Annotated in this window: 16 protein-coding genes and 1 pseudogene; all 17 read right to left on the reverse strand. The window is 40.1% G+C overall.

What is annotated here, in order from left to right:
* Window positions 1-90: 90 nt before the first annotated feature.
* The gene (locus tag CBE70_RS04170; protein ID WP_100158356.1) at window positions 91-1,215 is read right to left on the reverse strand and encodes a DNA cytosine methyltransferase; all 1,125 of its coding nucleotides are present in this window, start codon (window positions 1,213-1,215) and stop codon (window positions 91-93) included.
* Between the two features lie 457 nt (window positions 1,216-1,672).
* Complete coding sequence (locus tag CBE70_RS04175) at window positions 1,673-2,125, reverse strand: IrmA family protein (RefSeq protein ID WP_100158357.1); 453 nt, start codon at window positions 2,123-2,125, stop codon at window positions 1,673-1,675.
* 64 nt (window positions 2,126-2,189) lie between these two features.
* Window positions 2,190-2,678, reverse strand: coding sequence for a hypothetical protein (locus CBE70_RS04180; RefSeq protein WP_100158358.1), 489 nt, complete (start codon window positions 2,676-2,678; stop codon window positions 2,190-2,192).
* Between the two features lie 275 nt (window positions 2,679-2,953).
* Window positions 2,954-3,337, reverse strand: a complete 384-nt coding sequence (locus CBE70_RS04185) for a hypothetical protein (protein ID WP_232797354.1) — start codon at window positions 3,335-3,337, stop codon at window positions 2,954-2,956.
* Window positions 3,334-4,041, reverse strand: a complete 708-nt coding sequence (locus tag CBE70_RS04190) for a helix-turn-helix transcriptional regulator (protein WP_100158359.1) — start codon at window positions 4,039-4,041, stop codon at window positions 3,334-3,336. The genes CBE70_RS04185 and CBE70_RS04190 overlap by 4 nt, the downstream gene beginning before the upstream one ends.
* A 211-nt stretch (window positions 4,042-4,252) precedes the next feature.
* Window positions 4,253-5,088, reverse strand: a pseudogene (locus CBE70_RS04195) (DUF932 domain-containing protein).
* Window positions 5,089-5,101: 13 nt separating this feature from the next.
* Complete coding sequence (locus CBE70_RS04200; protein ID WP_088206864.1) at window positions 5,102-5,527, reverse strand: antirestriction protein; 426 nt, start codon at window positions 5,525-5,527, stop codon at window positions 5,102-5,104.
* Between the two features lie 91 nt (window positions 5,528-5,618).
* Window positions 5,619-6,491, reverse strand: a complete 873-nt coding sequence (locus CBE70_RS04205) for a GTPase family protein (RefSeq protein WP_100158360.1) — start codon at window positions 6,489-6,491, stop codon at window positions 5,619-5,621.
* A 238-nt stretch (window positions 6,492-6,729) separates the two neighbouring features.
* Window positions 6,730-8,367 (reverse strand): ATP-binding protein, encoded by a 1,638-nt coding sequence (locus CBE70_RS04210; RefSeq protein ID WP_232797355.1) that lies wholly within the window; start codon window positions 8,365-8,367, stop codon window positions 6,730-6,732.
* 106 nt (window positions 8,368-8,473) lie between these two features.
* A complete protein-coding gene (locus CBE70_RS04215) occupies window positions 8,474-9,616 on the reverse strand; it encodes an SIR2 family protein (RefSeq protein WP_100158362.1) in 1,143 nt (380 codons plus the stop codon).
* 9 nt (window positions 9,617-9,625) lie between these two features.
* Window positions 9,626-10,840 carry a restriction endonuclease subunit S gene (locus tag CBE70_RS04220; protein ID WP_100158363.1) on the reverse strand — a complete coding sequence of 405 codons (1,215 nt, stop codon included), beginning with the start codon at window positions 10,838-10,840 and terminating at the stop codon, window positions 9,626-9,628.
* A 2-nt stretch (window positions 10,841-10,842) separates the two neighbouring features.
* Complete coding sequence (locus tag CBE70_RS04225; RefSeq protein WP_100158364.1) at window positions 10,843-12,321, reverse strand: class I SAM-dependent DNA methyltransferase; 1,479 nt, start codon at window positions 12,319-12,321, stop codon at window positions 10,843-10,845.
* Window positions 12,322-12,324: 3 nt separating this feature from the next.
* Entirely contained in the window at window positions 12,325-14,097 is a 1,773-nt protein-coding gene (locus CBE70_RS04230; RefSeq protein WP_100158365.1) for an AAA family ATPase, read from the reverse strand.
* Window position 14,098: 1 nt separating this feature from the next.
* On the reverse strand, window positions 14,099-16,414 hold the full coding sequence (gene hsdR / locus CBE70_RS04235) for an EcoAI/FtnUII family type I restriction enzme subunit R (RefSeq protein ID WP_100158366.1): 2,316 nt from the start codon (window positions 16,412-16,414) through the stop codon (window positions 14,099-14,101).
* Window positions 16,415-16,869: 455 nt separating this feature from the next.
* Complete coding sequence (locus CBE70_RS04240) at window positions 16,870-17,436, reverse strand: inovirus Gp2 family protein (protein WP_232797356.1); 567 nt, start codon at window positions 17,434-17,436, stop codon at window positions 16,870-16,872.
* 343 nt (window positions 17,437-17,779) lie between these two features.
* A complete protein-coding gene (locus CBE70_RS18465) occupies window positions 17,780-18,370 on the reverse strand; it encodes a serine integrase family protein (RefSeq protein ID WP_232797357.1) in 591 nt (196 codons plus the stop codon).
* 194 nt (window positions 18,371-18,564) lie between these two features.
* Window positions 18,565-19,146 carry a hypothetical protein gene (locus CBE70_RS04250; RefSeq protein ID WP_100158368.1) on the reverse strand — a complete coding sequence of 194 codons (582 nt, stop codon included), beginning with the start codon at window positions 19,144-19,146 and terminating at the stop codon, window positions 18,565-18,567.
* Window positions 19,147-19,462 lie beyond the last annotated feature (316 nt).

A 19,462-nucleotide genomic window follows, 5' to 3' on the forward strand; every position in this document is an offset into this window, starting at 1 on the left:
CAATTATCATTAGCTTACCAATACTTGTTAAGATGTACTAGGGCTCAATGTACACATAAATGAAAAAGAGCCCTATAAATATACTATTTTTTATAATGTTCCGAGATATTTTCTAATTGTTTTAGCTATTCCTAGCGCAGCAAGGTATGGAACACCGTTACCTATAGTTTTAAACATGTCCGATAACGTCATTGTTAAAGGGAGATGAAAATCTTTTGGTAATGATTGGATAGCTAATGATTCAGCAGCACTGAGTCTACGAGGGTGATATGGATGTAAATGAACCTCATTATTCCCATAGGCTGCTGTTGGTGAATATCTAAAACGATGTAAACGTTTGAATGATTTTTTACTCACATCACCCTCTTCAACGGTTTGAAATCGTTCAGAGTATGGCTTGAAGTAATATTTAGCATTAGGATGTTTATAAACATCATTTTTCTCAAACCAGTATTGAATCGTAAGTTCTTTAAAAGCCTCTAATTTTTTTGGGAACATTTGTCTGGAATTAGCTACCTCTTTGAATGGATTTGTTGTTGGCCATAAATTCTTGTCAAAAACAACTTCTTTATCAAAGATGATTTCTTGTTTCCAATTAAAGTTTGTTTCTAGATGATTACTAGACAAATTTTTTACATGTTTACTCAGGATACCAAACATTAGTATTCTATCGCGATCTTGAGGAACACCATACTCAATACAGTTTGTCAGTCTATCCGTTAACACGTAGCCCGCATCTTCAAGTACTTGTTTCATTTCATCATAAAATTTGCGGTGCTTTGTTGTTCTCCATAGTCCTTTTACGTTTTCAAACAAGAAAAAATCAGGTTGATTATTAATGATTGCATCAACATAAACTTTAGTTAATCTACCATTATCCCCTTCCGAGCCTTTATGTTTACCTGCTACGGAAAAGTCTGGACAAGGGGGGCCACCGATAAAGCCTACTAAGGATTTACTTTTAGCCTCTATAACATAATTTTTTAGCTCATCTTTTTTGTCACCATTAACATATTCATCAATACTACCTAAATGGTAACCATATTTAGGGGCTGGTAAATTCATTTGTTGCCGTGAGTATGTATAGGCCTCTAGAAAAGGCTTGTGAAACTCGTTGACAAAGGAAATATCAAAGTCTGACATTTCAAAGCCAAGGTCTAAAAAACCGCTACCAGCGAAGAAAGAGAATACAGTTGGTTTGGAAGATGAAAACATAGAGCCTTTCAATGTTAATAGTACCTATAAATTAATGAGCTATATTACCTTAGATGGTAATATAGTAACACTTACGCTGACAGCTTTCCTGCATAGTTAAGCAGTTTATTGCAGATTGCAAGAGGATTGCTTTAGGCATATTGAAAAGCGCAAGTGTTAGATGAAAAAGTGCAGCATTATTATAGTATTGCACCGCGATTGTTATATCATTTTGGGGATAGAAAAATGCCGAGGTGTTTTTCACTAAAAAATCACAACCGTTTGTTTAACTTAATAAATTTATCAACGCCATTCATGGAACGAGTTGGAGTGATTTTTAGCTTTAGTAATAGGCTTATAAAGTTTTTCCCTTAAGCTATATTGGACGTTCACTCCATTTAAAATAGAATTACTAAAAACAAAAGTGGCAGATCTTTCAATCTGCCACTGGTTTCTTTGGTGTATAACTAAAAAATGATTATTTTTCCCCTGCCACCGACATCTTTGCCAGCTCCGGATTATTGGCCTGAAAGATAGATAGTGGCAATTCAACCTTACGACCATTCTGATCTTCTACCGCTTTAACAACCTCAAATTCAGCAACATCTTCACAAGGAATTTCCAATCCAGCAAAGGTGGCACGAGTGGCGCTAGAATCGCCAAAAGGTTCCACTTCCAGTACCGTATCCCCTAATACTTTTCCTTGCCCATCTTTCATTCGCAGCGTTAGTTCAAGCGCGCCAAACTCTGCGTGGTCTAGAACCATATGGTTACCGCCATTATCGAGAGTAAATGAGTAACCACAGTAACCTTGGTTAATAAAATTTGAGCTCGTATGTGTGATGCTCGCATAACGCTGTTGTTCTTCAGCGAAGCTAAATGTGCTAACTGCCAATAGTCCTATCGCAAATAGGCTTTTTATCTTATTCATTACGTTACCTTTAGTTATCTTTTATCGTTCTCGCTACCACAAATGACAGTAGCGAGAATGTTATTTATTGTTGATTGGTTTGCAATCCACCTTTAGTACGGTCTTTTTCTTTCCAGCGCGGTCGGTTCTTGCCTGAGAACTCTTTTTGCATACTCCAATATCCAATGGGGTAACGGGCTACAATCGTCCCGCCAACACCAATATCGACCGAAGAGTACTGACCATTATTAATGGTTCCTTTTTGGACATAGGCGTTAGGGCTACAAGTGCCCGTATCGCGTTGTTGCCAGTTTCCGTCAGTTCTTGCCACAATATAAAAATCACCAAATGCGCAACCTGATGCTGATTTATGATTCAGTACAGCAACATAATGCTTGGTTGAGCCTACAATCCTACAGGTGCTGTTTTGGCTTCCACACACTTGCCATAAGGTTTTACCGCCATCCCCTTTATATTCCCAAATGGTATTTTTAGGGGGTTGGCTGGTGGCAGAGACGGGTGACGTCATCAACCACAGTGAGGCTAATTCAGTCACAACTACATATCTTTTCATTATAAATTCCTATCAATATAAATAGAAACGTCAGATTGACGCTTGATGAACACCGTCTAATGGGTGCTTGGTTTTCCCTGATATGGCGTATTCGGTGGTTATCTGGTGAATAAGGCATTCACAACAAAAATTGCTGATCATGTTCAATGTGATGACTGACGGTTTAGTCGCATTGAAACCCAGTGACGAATTCGTCGATGAAGATAAAAGGCAATACCACTGGCGATAAGTAAATCAACCAGTAATATCGTGGTGGCGATACCTTCAGTAAAACCTTATAGCCAACCGGATGACATGATAATCAGTAGGCTAGAGAGGGCTAATCCGATAATGATGGACGAGATAATGGCAATTAATTTGGGGTTGAAATGAATTTTATAATCAACCCCCTTGAAAGCACTCAAAATCCATAAGCCTAATTGCGCCAAGAGTTGTGGGATAACCAACGCCAAGAGATATAAAACGAAGTACATCAATGTGATCCCATACGGGTTCATGATAAGGGCGATAAGCTGGAAATGTGTTAACAATACGCCAGTGATCCATTTGTGACCGCAATCGTGGCACATCCAGCCCGTACCCCATGCAATGATGTCTTGCTCAGAAGAACAGTGAGGGCAATGGGTTGGATGCGATGCTGGTGGGGCTAATAACGTCATGCTCGGCTCCTTTCTTTGTGTGATGGAATAGCGGTAAGTACTTGTGATATCAATCTAAAATGCGGTAATGCTGCGATAAAACTGTTTTGTTGTGACAATTGCATCACTGCGTGTTTCGGTGTGAAGGGGGCATTGAGTAGTTGAACTTGCTGGATATCATCTAACAATAAGACATGCACTTTCTGGTGGTATTCCGCCAGTAAATACCACAGGCCTTCACGGTAAATCAGTTGATAGGGTTGTAGTGGATTAAAACGATGCTCTGGCGTGAGTAGGCTAATAGATTGCTTACTGGTAATGGCATACACCAATTGATAGAAATGGTCGGCATGCAAAGCCGAAATCTTATGGGCGTGATGCCAAATCAAACAAGGTGCATGGGGTTGTTGGGTTAACAGTAACCCCAGTAAGCGGCTGTCTAGCCCCGGAAACAACCGAGTCATCCCAATCTGTTTCACAAAGGTCAGAACATCTTTGTCTCGATAAGCTTTTAGCGTATTGATGGGTAAGCGATAACAACCTTGCCGACCTTCTACACCCAGATAAGCCAAGCGTTCACGTAAATCCCGTTGTAACGTGCGTTCAGAAACATTGAACTCTTGGGCTAAACATGAGAGCACAAGGCTTTCTCCTGCCATTAAGCGGGCAATCAACGCAGAGAGTCGCACAGCCATGCGGTCATATTTTCGGTTGGTCTGAAACATAACGTATTGCTCTCAATAACGGACGTTAGGAAATTAAGAAGTAAGGGAGTTTAACTTAGGGGATTGACAGGTTATGTCTGTTGGGAAAAATTATCATTCGGCTTTTTAGTGAAAAACCACTACAAGTAATTTATTGATAAATAATGTTATGTCAATTATTTGAACAATAAGGAGGTAGGGCGTAACGACACAACCTGTCAGGGCGGGAAAATTAGTTGGGTTGGCGAGGGGCGAGTTGATTAAATAAAGTATCGGCCATCACCCACAGGGCTTTATTGAGTTTAATATCACCATCAATTCCATTCACCGAACGAGTTCGGGCACGTTTACCTTTTGCAGTGCGACCAGATAATCCTCCTTTAATCAGGTTTTCTTGTAGACGTTGGTACACTGTCCAGAGGTCTTCTTTCTTATCTTCAACGCGTCGAGGCTGTAGAATTTGCTCTCGCGTGACGGGCTGGAACTTTTCACCAAAGCGGTAGGTCAAAGCTGCTTCAGCAAAGGCTTGCTGGGCTGGTGGGGGTAACAATAACGATTGCATACTTTCGCGTTTTTCAGCCACTTGCTCAAACGTATCGAGTACCTCATATGCCCCTTCAATTACTTTACCCACCACATCCCCTTTATGGGCACACGTACTTCACCTAACACATCACCGCACACCAAACCGTTGGAGCATACAGCTCTAAAGAGTCCCGGCAACATCTGGTAGCTACTCGAACCGTCATGGCTATTGAGCAAAATAATTTCAGGCACTTGTACGCCCGTAATTTGGTCATGTCGCCGAAGTCGTAACATATGCTTGGTGTGCTCTCGACGGCTGACATCACGCACTCGAGTCTGGCAGGCAAAGAACGGGTAAAAGCCTTCTTTTTGTAGGCTGTCTAACAAGGTGATGGTGGGAATGTAAGTATAACGTTCACTGCGTGACCCATGCTTATCTTCGGAGAAAACGCTCGGTACAGTACGAAATAATTCTTCAATGGTGAGTGGACGGTCACGGCGAATACTGTTAGCAGAGCCAAAACGCGAAGCTAATAAACTCATGATAGACTCCTGATTAATCAATTAAGTGGAAAATGGCAGCGGACTCGGGATGTTGTGAAGCGTAGTCACGCAGCTGATAAAAGCGGTCGCACATCACTTCACTTTCTGTTTGGAATGACCAGATGCTGTACAAGATCAGACACACCGCAATCCCTGCAGCCTCTTGGCTCACGGTGGCTTCATTGCAGTTGTGCATGTTGAATAGGGTTAAGGTATCTGCGTTGATATCGGGGTAGATAAAGGCACCGCCATTATTAAGCGAGCCGTACTCCCAGTAACCGCCATGATATTCGTCGCAGAATTGACCCATCGTGGTGAAGATCACCACTTCAAAGGTAGCCCAGCCTTTTACTGCACCAAAATGGTTGAACCAAAAATCTAGGCGTTGCTCATCAGGGACTAATTCCATTGTGATAGCAGATTCAGTTGAATGATTCATTAGTTGATACTCCATTAAAAAGAAATAAAAAAGCGCCAATCCCGTTAAGGACTGGCGCTTGATGTCATCAATGTTGTGTTAATTTAAGAAGTTAAAAGAAAAAACTCCACAGGGATTTAGCGACGGAGACGATGCTATTTTTGACCGTACCAATCGTACTTTTCATCAAGGCAGGTAGGGGAAGGATGTCTATCAGCGTATCGACGATATCGCTGACGCATTGCCCAAAATCGTTACGTGCCGAAGTTTCTACAGATTGCGTTCGATAAGGGAGGTTCAGTTGCCTGGCTACCCCGCTACTGGCCTGCGCTGGTAACGCCTGTATTAATTGCTCTGCTAATTCAGTGAGTTGAAAACCTTCTACCGCAGAGACTGTCATCACAGGGTGGTGTGGCTTGAATGCTGTTATCACAGCTTGTTGCCTCAATTCCAAGTTAGCTACTTGCTCAGAGGATGGTTGCTGGCACACTTCATCCCACTGGCGACAGGGCTCTATTTTGTCTGCTTGGTTCAGAACAAATAGAAATTGCTTAGGTTGGTAGCCACATTGCTCAGTAAGAAAGCGATAGCACTGTTCATCGGAAGACCATGCACGATCATCCGCTTTGAGTACCCAGATGATTAAATCCAGTTCTGGCAATAAGTTATGGTATAACGAGTGGTATTCTCTATCTCGTTCAAGGCTTTCACCTACGCCGGGTAAATCAACAAAGGTGAGCGTATGGTTGTTCATCGTCATACTGAAGCGTTGAGCTTGTCGTGTGCAGCCGGAGACATCACTCACAGGTGATAATGACGATTGAAATAGTGCGTTGATAAGACTGGACTTTCCGGCTCCAGTTTTACCCATCAGGCCGATGGTGGGGGAGTAGTTGATTAGGTGGTTTAGTTGGTTGAAAAAAGAGGTTTGGAATGAATGAGGTAGTGCTGATAGGAGCGGTTTGAAGTGAGAGTTTTGAGGCATATTACTCCTTGAAATAAAAGAAAATTATAGTTATTCAAGAAGATAATATATATCTTAGATTTTTTGAAATTATTAATACAATAATATCAAAAGGATACTCAATGCATATTTAGTTGTAAGTGCAATGAAGAGAACACGTCCACATTGAGTAATTAAGGTACGTTGCCTATTGTGCACTCAACTTAGTTATTCACTGAGTATCGTCGTTTTGTGTGGTAATCTATGAATGCTGCAATAATTACTTAGTTTGATAACGCCACTTCATAGCCACATCACCAATTTGCTCGATTGTCATAGCCTGTTGCTGCCATCCCTTGTCAAAATCTATATCATTTGAGCGAGGTAATTGTTCATCAGATAAGCTTCTAATCACCACTCTGGTTGGTAACGTTGCTGCTTGGCCGACAAATATGGCTTCTTGACGTCTGAGACCTGAAAGCATTTTTGTTAAGCCAGACATTGAATCAGGCAATATACTGCGAACATGCTCGCGGTCAGCATCATTAGTTATACGAAGCACGATCCATGAATTACATTGCGACAGCACTGTAGATTCAACTTCACTAGGCCTTTGTGAAACTAACAATAAGCCAACGCCATATTTTCGACCTTCTTTAGCTATACGGCGAACTGCAGATTGTGCCGCCTCATATTGAGCTTCTCCACGATTCGGTACGTATCGGTGAGCCTCTTCACACACTAAAAGTACAGGACTATTTTGCCGTTCGGTTTCGGTTTGCCAGACTTTAAGTTGAAACACGATTCTGGCGATTGCAGCACTAGCTACCCCTGCCACTTCATTAGGCACACCAGACAAGTCAACAATTTGCACAGTGGTTTGCTGTGTTAAAAACTGGTTTATGATTGCTGGTAGTGGATCTTCAGTTGCATCCCAGCTTTTCATCATAAATTTGAGTCGAGCGTCTTTTAGCAGTGAATCAATCTTGCGAATGACTTTATTATAATCTTCGTGATCTTTTTGAGTTTTATTTGATGGTCTTTGCTGATTAATTGCTCCAATTAATCCTTCTGTATACAGCTCATCATCTTTTTTTCCGAAATTATCCAGCCCACAACTATCCCCCAGAATATAAGGAACGGGGGAATCAACCGTTAATTGATTTTTATCAAGCCCAAGTTGTTCTGCTGCCTGCTCACGTACAGCAATCAACGCATTTTTAACAATGTTTGATTGCGAAGTTGCTGCAAACTCGGTCTTACCGATAAACAAGCTCAATGACTCTTCTAAATTGAGTAACCAATACGGTAGTTTTAGCGAATCTTCATCGGTCGATAAACGTTGGTGAGCAGGGAACGCTTTGCCGTATTCATTATGTGGGTCGAGGATAATAATTTGTGGATGCCAGTATCTATGCTTAGCTATTTCCCCACGCTCAAGAATACTGTGAATAACAGCCGCAACAGTGCCTGACTTGCCGGCACCGGTAGAACCAAGGATGGCAGTGTGCTTACCTAGCAATTCATTTAACTCAGCGTAACAAGGTGCACCGCCAGAGCCAACATGCTCGCCAAGTTGAATAACGGCACCTTTGGCGTCACCGTAAATAAACCTAAGCTCTGATTTGGGTGTCAGGTAAATGGTTTGCTGTGGTAGTGGATAAGTAGCAACACCGCGTTCAAACGCAAGGGCAAACTCATCTTCACCTTTCCTACGCCACTCACCCTCTCCAAACAAGTCAGCTTCAATAATTCGTTCATCGGAAGATGCTACAGGCAAGCCTTTTTCTAGCTGGTAGTCAGCCTTCATTCGTAATCGACTGACTAAACCATAAATAGAGCGGCGGCCAAAATGAACTTTAATGATTGAGCCAAATTGCCCAATTGGATAGTTTTCGCCAGCAAATACTCGGGACAAGTCTGAAATAGTAGGGTCTAGCTCGGCGATAATGCGCGAGCCATCTACCTCAATAATTTTCCCGATAGAGAGATTTTCAATGGGGTTTATGTATTTGTTATCCATATTAAATATCTCCTTCAAGGATTTGGGTTAGGTTTTCAAATCTCCACCATTCAATACTTTTGGTTGAGATTGCCTTTTGCTCTGCGTGGAAAAATCCTTTATCAGTAAAGATCAGTACTTGTTCGTTAATTGAGTTATCTTTATACCAAGTCTGCAATACGCCACTAGGTTCAGCGTCGCTAGTAAAGGCCATCACGGTTAAATTACCATTTGAAGCCCTTAAACCACGTTCAATTTCTAGGTTGATGTGTGCATCACCAAAACTGTACCCAGTGATCAATAAAACACGTTGACTGCCACCTTGCGGGTTTAAAACTGCTCTAGCTCGATGCATTAAGTTTGCATAGGGATCGAGCTGAGTTTCACTGTATTTAGTCGAAGCTGGCCAAATCATAATTTTTGCCGCTTTGTCTTGGTTCCGCTTCAAGTGTGGAGCAATACGCAATGGTGTAGATGAAGAAGCATGCTCAGCCCAATTGATGGAACCATGTAGCTTAAATACTCGGGCATCTAGATTGTTCTGTTCAAATATCGAAGGATTCCACCACCCAGATACACCGCCCTCTAAACCGTCTGCGTATCGAAGTTGTGATAGTGCGAGTGAGTCTTCAATTAACGTATCGTAGTTCATCACTAAGTAATCAATGGTGTTCGATAGGGTGTCTTTACCTGGCCGCATTGGTCGATGCAATGCTTGAACAAAACGCTCATGCACAGCAGAATCTACTTCAACATTAATCACGTCAAAAATCGCAAGTTTTATCTCAATTATCGCTTGTAATAACTGATTGTTGCTATATTCAGTGCCACCAATAGTCACCTTGCTCGCTGTTACGTTGCGATTTGCTCGACGAGCCGTGATAGCAAGCCAATCGACGAGTTCACTTAAGTAATCTTCAATGTGTGAAGCTGGATTTGCACCTGCAAAAGAGTTTTGTATGGCAATCAATATCTGTTTGGAATCGTAGGAGAGCTTTTCACTGTTTAGAGCTTTCTCTGTTAGCTGGTTCGTTAATGGAAGGCCAGCACAATAACTCGCCCCTGCGCCTAACAGAACCGCTTTTGAATGTGAGAGTAATTCTTCAAGTTTATTAATTGCTTCCCTAAACTCTTTTTGTTCAAAAACTGTGGTATCGAATGCCATACTCCCTCATTAGAGCTCGCCTTTAAAGGCAGAGTCGAGAATTGATGTCTTGAGCCGATTCAATAGTGATATTTTCTCAAGAATTTCAGCTTTGCTCTTTCTTGTTTTGGAGATCAAAGCATTGCAATCAGAAACTGCTTTAACAATAGCGTCATCATGATTTGGTAAAGGAATCGTCAAATTTTTAAGATCTGTTATTGATAAATTCGGTTGGTTAAGAGATTTTGATTTTTCCTGTACATAGTTTTTTGTACGGGATGACTGCAGGTAAAGGTAAATGAAATCTAATACATGTTTGTTATGTGAAGTTATTGCAGCGACACGCTGATTTACTAGCGCTCCACTATAAGTTTCAGGTACTCGGCAAACTTTCAGCCCACCATTAATTATCGGACGAGTTAATGCGATTACGATATCGTTCGTCTTTGCTGCAAATCTCTGATATTCACTTTCATAATTAGCTGGCAGAAACTCTCCTATATTTTCAGTAAACTCATTAACACCAACGTTGGTTATTTTGATCGACTTAATTCCAGATTCCGAAGTGAAATCTCCGCTCTTGAATGCATAGCCAGATATAAATTCAGCCAACTTTAATAAAGGCAGTTCGGGGGTTGTTTTTGTGAGTTCAGCAAAATAGGAGTCAAGCCCATTCTGAGATAGCGCATCTGCGAGTGTGACGCTTTCCTGCAAATGTTTGATGGCGGTGTCAATGCTGGTAAACAGTGTATCTAGTTTTGCGACGATACGCTTTTGTTCAATTATTGAAGTAACAGGTACTTTGGCTATTTGAGTAAACAGTTTGGTTGTAGCTCTAGGCATTCGTGCTCCTGAACAATTATTCATTGCCAAATCAACGAAATACTGAGAGCGAAGATAGTAAGCCAAAAAGCCCGGACTAATTGCATCAGAACATTTAAATGGGATGATTTCTGTAGTAGCTATTCCATCTACTTTAGCCACAATCACTTTATTTAAGTATGGCCTTAACTTTCCATAAAGTACCATCCCTTGCTTGAACGAAACTTTTGTACTACTTATTTCCGAACCTTTGGTCGGAGAGTTACTGATAACTCTCCCTGTATGACTTTCAATGTTCTCTAAACCAATATAGTTATATTGTTCTTCAGGGTTGGGTTCCACAGTTTTTCTTGACGGAGTGCAGACATCGGTCAAATTAGTCCACTCCCACCCCTCCGGTAGTTTATACAAAACCTGTTCCATGCTTATTTCTCCGCCAATAGGTTTTCAATTTCATCTAACAAGCCTGACACCAGTTTTTCTTTGGTGCGGATCTGCTTAAGAATATCGCTTGGTGCTAGATGTTCGGCGTCTTTTTGCTTAGCTGGATTTTTAGCGGATAGGTCATAGTCTTCAGCTAATTTACTGGCTGAAACTGCCCAGGAGCGTTCGGTAGTTTCGCGGCTGTTATACAGCTCGACAAACTCTTTTAAGTGCTCATCGTTGATCGGCTTGTTTTTGGTAAGCTTTTGCTCGGGCTCACATTCGTAGTACCACACGTCACTGGTACCGCCGCTGCGCTCAAAAAACAGCACGTTGGTTTTAACACCCGAATATGGCAAAAATACCCCTGCGGGCAAGCTTAAAATAGTGTGCAGGTTAAAGTTTTCGAGCAGTTCCTGTTTGACTTGTTTAAAAGCATTGTTGGTTTGGAACAGTACGCCTTCTGGAACGACGATCGCTGCTTTGCCGCCACTTTTTAAGGTTTTCATAAAATGTTGTAAAAACAGCAATTCAGTCGCGTTACTCTGAATAGGAAAGTTTTGTTGTATTTGCGATTTCTCTTTACCACCAAATGGGGGGTTAGCCAAAATAATATCGTAACGATCTTTTTCCTGAATATCGCGGATATTCTGGGTAAGGGTATTGCCACGGAACAGGTTGGGTGACTCGATGCCATGCAAAATCATGTTCATCATACCCATCACATATGCCAGAGAAGTTTTTTCAAAACCATAAAAGGTATCGCGTTGAATAAAATTCCATTGTTCAGTGGATAATTCGCTTTTTTTAGTTTTCAAGTGTTCAAAAGCTTCAACCAAGAATCCACAAGAGCCTGCTGCAGCATCATAAATGGTTTGTCCTGCTTGTGGGTTAATGGCCTTGATCATGGTGCGTACTACAGGGCGTGGTGTATAAAACTCACCCGCGTAACCACCAGCATCACCCATGTTTTGCAATAAGCCTTCATAGACCAACGAGAGCTCAAACATTTCATCACTGGATTGAAAATTCAGCGTGTCGATAATATCCAGTACTTCACGTAGTGTATGACCCGAGGCAACCTTGTTGTCTAAGTATTGAAAGATTGCCCCAATTTTATAGGCAAAAGATTTAGGATCTGAGCCAGTGGCCGTGATATTGGCAAAGCTTTTTAAATAAGGAAATAACTCATTGTTGACATAATCGGTTAAGTCATCACCAGTGCGAGCTTTATTGATATCTAGTTTGCCATCGGTGTTTTTCGGACAGGCCCAATTTGACCAACGGTGCTTTTCATTTAATACAGGTTGATAGTCTTTCCCTGATAGTACTGCTTCATCTTCTTTGTCAGACTCGTAATCATCCAAAAACTTTAAGAACAACACCCACGAAGTTTGCTCGGTGTAGTGCATAGCCCCACTAATGCCATCGTCGCGGCGCAGTATGTCGGTAATTCGGTCAATCTTTTGTTGTAATGACATGGCTTATAGTTTTCCGATAATAAAATTGTACATATTGGTGATATCTTCGCTGATTTCTTCTGGTGGAATCAGGTCGATATAGGCTTGGAGTTTGTCAATGTCGAGGCCTACACCATCGGTGTTAATTAAAGGGTTAATAACATCTTTGGCATTCAATCGGCGAATATCGTCGTTATCACCTGGGTTGTTTGGTTGTAAATGACTTCGCTGCGCAATATCAGGGTTGTTGATTGCAGCGAGCACGTTGTGATGTGACAGCGCTGTATGCGAAAGCAAGTAATTTTTGATTTCGCGACGTTTCCAAGTCAGCAAATGGCAGTTTATTCTTTCTGGGCAAGGCAATCCTAAGTCAAATATGGCGGAGTGATCAACACCAACTACTTCGACACCGCTTTGTGCGTGAATGTTAGCTTCAGGGAGTTCGTCTCGATCGCATATCATGAACACATTTGTTATTTTACGTGGATGAAGAGCTTTATCTTTTTTGTGTACTTCAGCTTTGCACACTCTGAGATATTCTTTCATGTCCCTCAATTCATGCAGCCACTTGAGTTTTGACGCACCAAAGCTGTCACCCACCGAATTGTAACCAGATGATTTTGCTATAGGATTTATTGAGGACAGAGGCCTCCAATCAAGCCTTTTTTGCTTTGCTAATAACTCAAAGATCTTCCAGTCGTTATAGTAATCAATCAAGCAAATGTTCTTCAATTTAGAGGCTATTTCTAACTCAACGACTTTACTTTTGGATAAAATTTTCAATCTTTCCAATAATTTTTGAGACTTCTGCTCATTTTTTATTTGCCCATTTTCAACCAAAAACAATGATTCGAAGTCATTCTCAGCGATTGAATCGACTAAATGAGTTGTGGTTATGACTTTACCTTTAGTTTTGCTTAGGATGTCCCAAAGTAGCTCAACGTTTTTATGGTGCAGGTGTGAGTCAACTTCATCAAACATGAAAAGAGAAGAAGTACTATCAAATAGATCAATTAGTGAGGCTATGAACAAAAACTGATATTCACCATCACTTAGTGATGAAAATTCAATATTATCAGTTAGGTAAAGAGATGTTTCAGATGCTGAAAAGAAATATTCGTTGTATGACCCTTCGATTAGAAATTTTGTGGCATCGACTGTAGAGCCATCAAAAACATCAAAAAATTGTTCATAAGTTACTTCTGCTTCTGTTGACTTTAAGCCTTTACCTGTTTCTATCAGAGCATCAAGGTCAGGAAGCGTTTCGATCTTTTCGAGAAAAGCATCAAGTCGCTGATTAAAAGGCCTTTTTCTTATCGACGGGTGTTCATAGTCTTTAGCTTCAGCTATCTGGTCTTGTTGTACATTCTTTATGTAAGCATCAGGAACAGATATTTTCAGTCTCAATTTAACTGAAACTTGATCCTGGAATGCCTTGTGGTTGTTAACAAAATTAAAAACTAAGCCGTTCTTCTTGAATGTGTAGGCGAGAAACGTAAGGAATCGAACATCTTTCTGAGTAAAGAAAAGGCTAGAAAAATCAATGTCACTTATATCTTTCCTTGATCGTAAAGAGGTTAATCTTCGTTCAAAAAAGGAAGAGAAGTTTTCATTTTGTCCTGAAGTCGCACAGATCAGCTGAAGCCTGTCGCTAGGTTCTGCAATCTGCTTTCTAAAGATTGAATGTAAAATACTGGATTTACCGCTGCCATTTTCACCAATCAAGGTCGCAACTTTGTCGATATGTAGGGTCTGCGGCTGATCGTACAGCGGGTTAGGTGCTAGAGTCAGTTCCATTTTAATTTACGTGATAAAGCTGTTGTTGTAATTGTTTAAAAGCGGCCAGTAAATAGGCTGGCTTTCCACCGAATGCTGTTGAGGCGTCTTTCACTGTACCCAATCCCGATAGCTCAATGAGAGCAGGTAAGCGCTCGCGTGATAACTCAGCGCTGCCAGTTTGCTCATAACGATTGAGCACAAAGTGTAAAAATTGCTGAGCCTTTTTTTGCTGGTATTGTTCAAAGAAGGCGCTATTAGTACGTACTTGGTCAGCACGCGCTTTGCGAGTTGCCATTGGCTGTTCAAAGGCTAAAAAGGCCAGCAGGTCGAAGATATCACACTCTTCTGCTTCAAATATCCGCCGCAGCGTGGCAAGTTGTTCTTTGTCAAAACCTGTTTGCACGAGTTTATCGAGTAAGGTTTCTCGTTCATCGGGGTCTGACCAAATCTGACGTAGTTCCTCAACCGATTTAAATAACCCTGGTAACTGGGTTATTAGACGCTCAACAAATTCTTGCACCGTTAGTGGCTTGCCATTTTCATCGATATAGCGAGTTTCAATATCAATCACTTTAAGTTCACGGTGTTTGCTCAGTTTTACTTTTAAGCGGGACTTTGGCTCGCTAGGCTCGGGATCTGAAGCATCTGTTCCTTCAGATGGCTCTGGTGTGTAAGGTGGTGGTATTGGTTCAGTAGTGCCATCTGACTCTGTTGCTTCAGGTTCGCCATCCCAGTCTTTGTCGTAAAACTTATTAGTTGCACCGCGAAAATCGATAATGGTAAAGTAGTCTTTGCCATCAAAAACACGGGTTCCGCGACCCACAATTTGTTTAAACTCCACCATTGAGCCAACGGTTCTATCCAGTACTACGTTACGCACATTACGGGCATCAACTCCAGTGGTAAGCATTTGCGATGAGGTAATAATGGTAGGAATATCTTTGTCATTATCCTGAAACTTTTCTAGTAATTCACGACCTACTTTACCCTCATCACTGGTTACACGAACACAGTAGTCTGGGTCTTTTACTTTTTTGTGTCTGTTAATCATATCGCGCATGGTGAGTGCATGATTTTGGTTTTCACAAAAGATGATGGTTTTTTCTAGGGGGGTTATATTGTCTAAAATAGCTTTAGCGACCAGTTCGGTACGTTCATCGACCTCAATTTTTTTATCGTAATCTTCTACCTGATAAATATCTTGCCCAGATTCGCCTTCGATCACTTGGTCATCTTTGGTTAGCACTAGTTCGTCTAAGTTAGTTCGCACCCGTTTGACCCGGTAAGGAGTTAAGAAACCATCATTGATACCATCTTTTAATGAGTATTCAAATGCAGGTTTTCCAAAGTAGTTATATGTATCAATGTTTGCTTCGCGCTTTGGTGTGGCCGTAAGGCCCACATGTATTGCACTACTAAAATGGTCGAGAATAGCTCGCCATGAGCCAGTTTCATTAGCGCTTCCGCGGTGGCATTCATCAATCATAACTAGATCAAAAAAATCACTTGGATAAGCTTTGTAATAACCCTCTATATTTTCTCGTTCGGCAATAGCTTGATAGATAGCAAAAAAGATATGTGCGTTAGTTGGCACAATCCCATGACGCTTTCTTATTTCTTCACCATTAATCTTAATTAGATCTTTTTCATAAGGGTTAAATGTGTTGATCGCTTGGTCTGCAAGTATATTACGATCAGCTAAAAATAATATTCTAGGGCGACGAGTGCCAGGTGATTCTTTGTTCCAACGAGACTGGAATAGTTTATGGACGATTTGAAAAGCAATAAAGGTTTTACCAGTGCCCGTAGCCAATGTTAAAAGTATACGGGACTCTCCTTTACCAATGGCGTCAGTGGTTGCATGCACCGCTAATTCTTGGTAATAACGTGGGTGCATTGCTCCTTCTAAGTGAAAGGGGACATTTCGAAGCTGTTGGCCTAAGTTGGAGTGAATACCAGCATAGCGTTTTTCTAATTCTTCAGGTGTCGGATAAAACTCGATGTAGTCACCTTTTCCAGTTTCTAAGTCGAACTCATAGGTTTGTTTCCCATTACTCGAATAGACAAAGCGGACGAGTAGCTTTTTAGCATAGTCAATGGCTTGTTGGAGACCTTTGGTTGGATGCTCGGATTCTTTTTTTGCTTCAACTACAGCAAGGTAACGATTGTCTTTGTGAAGTAGATAGTCGACAAAACAGCGGCGACCACGTATTCCACCAGCAAGTTTGCGTCCATCGGTAAAGAAATGCTCTCGAATTATATTACTTGGCTGCCAATATGCAGCCTTAAGTGCTGGATCTATATAATTAGCTCTAGTATCTGCTTCCGACGACATATCCACACTCCTTGATGCCCATTGGTTTTTACTATCGTTTATTGTTCTTGTTAATGTGTTGCTAAACGGATAGATAAATTACTAAAGTAAGTTACTAGTGTTGCTATATTCACTCATTAGACTAACTACAACAACTAGGTAGTGGTAGCTTGTATTCGTTTAATGAGGCCTTTGTCACATGTTACAAATTAAACATAACAATTTGATTAATAGTTGATTTTTCTAATGTTGAGTTTAATGTATTACGATTGCTTATATTACCATTAATATGATTTTTCTCAAATTATTCGAATTGAATGAAGTGAGTTAGGAAGATGGGAGTACAATCGTTTTCTTACGCATTGAATAGTAACGTTCATTGAGTGTGATACTAGTCTGTTATAATGATAGGCTGGCGGTGTTACCAGTAGGAATGCTACCTAATTATATAGGTGGCATTAAGGCCACCACAAATATCAATACTGGCTACGTCCTAAACTACGACGCACAGGGCTGTACTGCTTGGAGTATTCTTTTGCTAAATAACTCAAACGTTTCATGACTAATTGGTAATCGTCAGAAAATGATGATGAAAGTTTATTTAAGCAATATCGGCAGTTTTCTGGGTAGTGTACTAATGTGCCTGTATCAAAAGAAGGATCAAATTCAAGCTGTAATGCATTGTACCAAGCTGTGGTGATCATGGTCCGTAAACTAGGCTCAAACGAATTGTAGTCCCCTAAGTGGTAGTATGCGTCTTTATTGAAGACTAAAAATACATGATAGTGAGGGAGTGTCGCGGTTGCGATTTCTTTTACCCACATATAACGCATGTTGTTTTCAAAAGTACGTTTACCTTGAAGCTTTTTACGGTGTTGATCGTGCTTAAGTTTAGCCTTTAAGGAATCAGTAAATCGGGATATAGGACTTCCTTCTAAATAAGGGAAACATGTCGGCATATCGCCATTATCGATAATAGGCGGAAAGTGAAGGTCAACTCGTATTACAGTGATACGAGAGTATTCCTTTAAAGCATAGTTCAATGTATCAGCAATGCATTCTAGATAAAATTCATTATATTCATTTTTAGACATGAGTGTTCCCTAGGATAATATTAATTTACCCTTTAATATGATTAAAGTAATATCGGGATAGGGCAAAGGAGCCGCGTTATCCCTTTTTGTATAATTTAGATAATAAGGTTTAAAATGGTTTTTTATTAAATTAGATATCGTCTCCTTGGCGGTTTTATATGTAATGCATCTCTACTATATTTTTTGTTATTTACTAGTTATGATAGATGGTATATATATTACCTATCCAACACGAAAACTATATTTAGATTCGTGCTGTAACTGTATTTTCTATTAATTAATTACTCTGGAGTTAGTCCTGTTCGAAAATATCTTTATTCCAATGTCGCTTTATAGTTGAAATACTAATGTTAAGCTTATTTGCTATCTCCCGCTGTTTATATCCCTTGCACTTCAGCTCGTAAATATAATCCTTATACTTACTTCCTGCTGGTCGACCTAATGACTTATTTTGGGATAACGAAATGTAATGTCGCCTGCTTAGTTTTAGTGCTTCATAGCTTTCTTCTAAATCATTTAATAGATTCAGCACGTCTAGCAAGAAAAACTTCTGCTCAAATATATTCGTGATAGACTGATTAAGAATGATAACAGCCATACCAAGTTCGTGGCATCGAGATAAAATCTGTGCAGCCTGCTGAGTATTATTTCCTATATCATAGAGGCTCCTTGTTATTAAAGTGTCTTCTGGTGTTAAAATATGGTCAATATGCTCCATAAGTTGTGGTGGAGGAAGTTTCACATCAAGCAATGGTTGACGTTCAATGATGATGTTATCCTTAACCTCAGGGCAAAACGTGACAATTTCCTGTGTGTATTGCTCAAGATTTGCTAAGGCATCACTGTCATCATGTCTTACTCGGATGTATGCATAATGGCTCATTTTATTCCCTTAGGTATCAAAAAACGCATTAATGACCTGTTATAGTGGGTTTATGATTATGGTGTTTGAGCTTTTGTCTATTCTTCTGCTGGCATTATTCCTATCAATAGCCCCAATTAGAATGCACTGATGGTTTGTGTGATAAATCGGTATAAAAGCCTCATAGGTATGTTTTAACTGTACCTTACTTTTCTTTATCGCTTCTTCAATGCCAAGAAAACAATATCATTCATCGGTATATTAATGATCCCATTAAAGTCAAAAATGTAATTTTTATACTCAGTGTTTTTAATTAAAATTGTATTTGATAATCCACCTGCTTTATGTAGCTTATAGTGAACATGCCTATCAGTATAAATAAAGATAGCCTTCTTAATATTTGGTTCGCTAATGTAGTGTTCTAGTTCTTCTTGAATGCTTATTTTTTCTTTGAGGCCAACTTTAGGGCTTTTAAATGCATGAGGATAAGCATGTTGATCAATAATGACACCTTTTTCTATTATGTGCGTTTGCCATATATCTAAAAGATGTTCAGCTAAAGAAAATGTCGATGCTTTCCCTTGATAATTTATTGAAGATTTATCTGGGGAAAATAATTTACTTTCAAGCTCGTTAGTTAATTGAGTGTATTGGTTTATCTCTGAAAGTAATGGGCAAGCACTCTTTAATATACTGGATATTAAAGATGAACGTGAAGTTTTATGCTTACAGCAGTACTCATCTATCTGTTTTAAACTTTTTTCATTTTTTACAGTAATAGTTATCCGTTGAGACATGATAATTATCCTCTCTTAAGTTTTGTATAAATAAATTTTAACGTTATTGAATAGTCAATATTCGATAATTTAGGCCAGTTTTGGTTTTACTTCTTTAACTTCTTCACAATAATAAACATTCTCAATAAAACATTAATATCGTTAATGATAAAATAATGACTAGCTATGTTGACTCTCGTTGAAGTAACCAATCGTTGATTTCAGATTCGATCCAACCAACAGATTGTCTGATCAAGTTCAAGCCCAGATTAGACAAGCGCTTGAGCATGTAGCCATTATGGAGTTTAAAAGCTAATGGGACTCCAACTAATTGTAA

The organism is Proteus columbae (assembly GCF_002777965.1).
In the GTDB taxonomy this organism is placed as follows: domain Bacteria; phylum Pseudomonadota; class Gammaproteobacteria; order Enterobacterales; family Enterobacteriaceae; genus Proteus; species Proteus columbae.

Excerpts from the sequence above, each read along its gene's own strand:
- CBE70_RS04170 (WP_100158356.1), bottom strand. The coding sequence starts at position 1,215 with ATGTTTTCATCTTCCAAACCAACTGTATTCTCTTTCTTCGCTGGTAGC.
- CBE70_RS04175 (WP_100158357.1), bottom strand. The coding sequence starts at position 2,125 with ATGAATAAGATAAAAAGCCTATTTGCGATAGGACTATTGGCAGTTAGC.
- CBE70_RS04180 (WP_100158358.1), bottom strand. The coding sequence starts at position 2,678 with ATGAAAAGATATGTAGTTGTGACTGAATTAGCCTCACTGTGGTTGATG.
- CBE70_RS04185 (WP_232797354.1), bottom strand. The coding sequence starts at position 3,337 with ATGACGTTATTAGCCCCACCAGCATCGCATCCAACCCATTGCCCTCAC.
- CBE70_RS04190 (WP_100158359.1), bottom strand. The coding sequence starts at position 4,041 with ATGTTTCAGACCAACCGAAAATATGACCGCATGGCTGTGCGACTCTCT.
- CBE70_RS04200 (WP_088206864.1), bottom strand. The coding sequence starts at position 5,527 with ATGAATCATTCAACTGAATCTGCTATCACAATGGAATTAGTCCCTGAT.
- CBE70_RS04205 (WP_100158360.1), bottom strand. The coding sequence starts at position 6,491 with ATGCCTCAAAACTCTCACTTCAAACCGCTCCTATCAGCACTACCTCAT.
- CBE70_RS04215 (WP_100158362.1), bottom strand. The coding sequence starts at position 9,616 with ATGGCATTCGATACCACAGTTTTTGAACAAAAAGAGTTTAGGGAAGCA.
- CBE70_RS04220 (WP_100158363.1), bottom strand. The coding sequence starts at position 10,840 with ATGGAACAGGTTTTGTATAAACTACCGGAGGGGTGGGAGTGGACTAAT.
- CBE70_RS04225 (WP_100158364.1), bottom strand. The coding sequence starts at position 12,321 with ATGTCATTACAACAAAAGATTGACCGAATTACCGACATACTGCGCCGC.
- CBE70_RS04230 (WP_100158365.1), bottom strand. The coding sequence starts at position 14,097 with ATGGAACTGACTCTAGCACCTAACCCGCTGTACGATCAGCCGCAGACC.
- hsdR (WP_100158366.1), bottom strand. The coding sequence starts at position 16,414 with ATGTCGTCGGAAGCAGATACTAGAGCTAATTATATAGATCCAGCACTT.
- CBE70_RS18465 (WP_232797357.1), bottom strand. The coding sequence starts at position 18,370 with ATGAGCCATTATGCATACATCCGAGTAAGACATGATGACAGTGATGCC.
- CBE70_RS04250 (WP_100158368.1), bottom strand. The coding sequence starts at position 19,146 with ATGTCTCAACGGATAACTATTACTGTAAAAAATGAAAAAAGTTTAAAA.